1 protein-coding gene is annotated in these 1,450 nt (G+C 63.7%); it reads left to right on the top strand.

Annotated features, from left to right (window positions below; genetic code table 11):
* The first annotated feature begins 48 nt into the window (after positions 1-48).
* The gene (locus E8P82_RS14920; RefSeq protein WP_211096898.1) at positions 49-1,443 is read left to right on the top strand and encodes an IS30 family transposase; all 1,395 of its coding nucleotides are present in this window, start codon (positions 49-51) and stop codon (positions 1,441-1,443) included.
* The last annotated feature ends 7 nt before the right edge of the window (positions 1,444-1,450 follow it).

Below are 1,450 nucleotides of genomic sequence, written 5' to 3'. Positions count from 1 at the left end.
AAGGCGGATTCAATCGGTTGTCGCAACACCTCAAGCGGAAGGTGTTTGATGGTAAGACGACAGCAAGCTGCAGATCGTGCGCAGCGTCCGAAGATGCGTTCACCTGGCCGGTGGGGTTTCCCGCGGCGGGTTGAGCGTGAATTCTGGCAACAAATCAGTCGAGGTCTGCGGACGGCCGAGGCCGCGAAGGCCGTCGGCGTGTCTGAAGTCATCGGGGGCCGCTGGTTCCGTGAAGGTGGTGGCATGCCACCGATGAGTTTGACCGAGCTGACGGGCCGGTATCTGTCCTTCGTTGAGCGCGAGGAGATCGCGGTACTGCGGGCTCAAGGCCATGGACCTCGGGAGATTGGCCGGCGAATAGGGCGTGATGCTTCGACGATCTCGCGTGAGCTTCGCCGCAATGCGGCCACCCGGAGCACGAACCCGGGATATCGGGCCTCCACGGCGCAGTGGAAAGCCGAGATCGCGGCTAAGCGGCCGAAGAAAGCGAAACTTGTGATGAACCCGCGACTGCGCGGGTACGTGCAGGAACGGCTCGACGGGAGCGTTCGCAGACCCGATGGCACGGCCATTCCCGGCCCCGAAACGCCAGTCTGGAAGGGCTTGAACAAACCGCATCGGGCTGACAGGCGGTGGTCGATAGCGTGGAGTCCGGAGCAGATCTCCCACCGGCTCCGCGTCGAGTTCCCGGATGATGAGTCCATGCGCATCAGCCACGAGGCGATCTACCAGTCGCTGTTCATCGAAGGACGCGGGGCGCTCAAGCGGGAGCTGGTCACGTGCCTGCGTACCGGACGTGCGCTACGGGAGCCTCGCGCACGATCGCGGAACAAGCCGCAGGGTCATGTCAGCGCCGATGTCGTCCTCAGCGAACGGCCCGCCGAGGCCCAGGACCGTGCTGTTCCTGGGCACTGGGAAGGTGATCTGATCATCGGGACCGGCCGATCCGCGATAGGCACGCTCATCGAGCGCAGCAGCCGCTCCACGCTGCTGGTGCATCTGCCCCGGCTGGAGGGCTGGGGCGAGAAACCACCCGTGAAAAACGGCCCATCGCTCGGCGGGTACGGTGCGGTCGCGATGAACGCCGCGCTCACGGTGTCGATGACGAAACTGCCCGAACAGCTCCGCAAGACTCTCACCTGGGACCGCGGGAAGGAACTGTCCGCGCACGCCCAGTTCACTCTTGATACCGGCACGAAAGTGTTTTTCGCGGACCCTCACTCGCCGTGGCAGCGACCGACGAACGAGAACACCAACGGGCTGCTACGCCAGTACTTCCCCAAAGGTACCGACCTGTCCCGATGGTCCGCTGAAGACCTCGAAGCCGTCGCTCTCGCCCTGAACAACCGGCCCAGAAAAACCCTCGGCTGGAAGACGCCGGCCGAGGTATTCAGTGAGCAGTTACAGTTATTCCAACAACCCGGTGTTGCAACGACCAGTTGAACCTGCC

It is taken from the genome of Arthrobacter echini (genome assembly GCF_004803505.1).
Classification (GTDB): Bacteria; Actinomycetota; Actinomycetes; order Actinomycetales; family Micrococcaceae; genus Arthrobacter_D; species Arthrobacter_D echini.
Note: the sequence above shows the minus strand (reverse complement) of the source record. Positions and strands in the feature narration are given on the sequence as shown.

What these genes read in the sequence shown, in the direction of transcription:
- E8P82_RS14920 (WP_211096898.1), top strand. Translation starts at nt 49, where the DNA reads ATGGTAAGACGACAGCAAGCTGCAGATCGTGCGCAGCGTCCGAAGATG.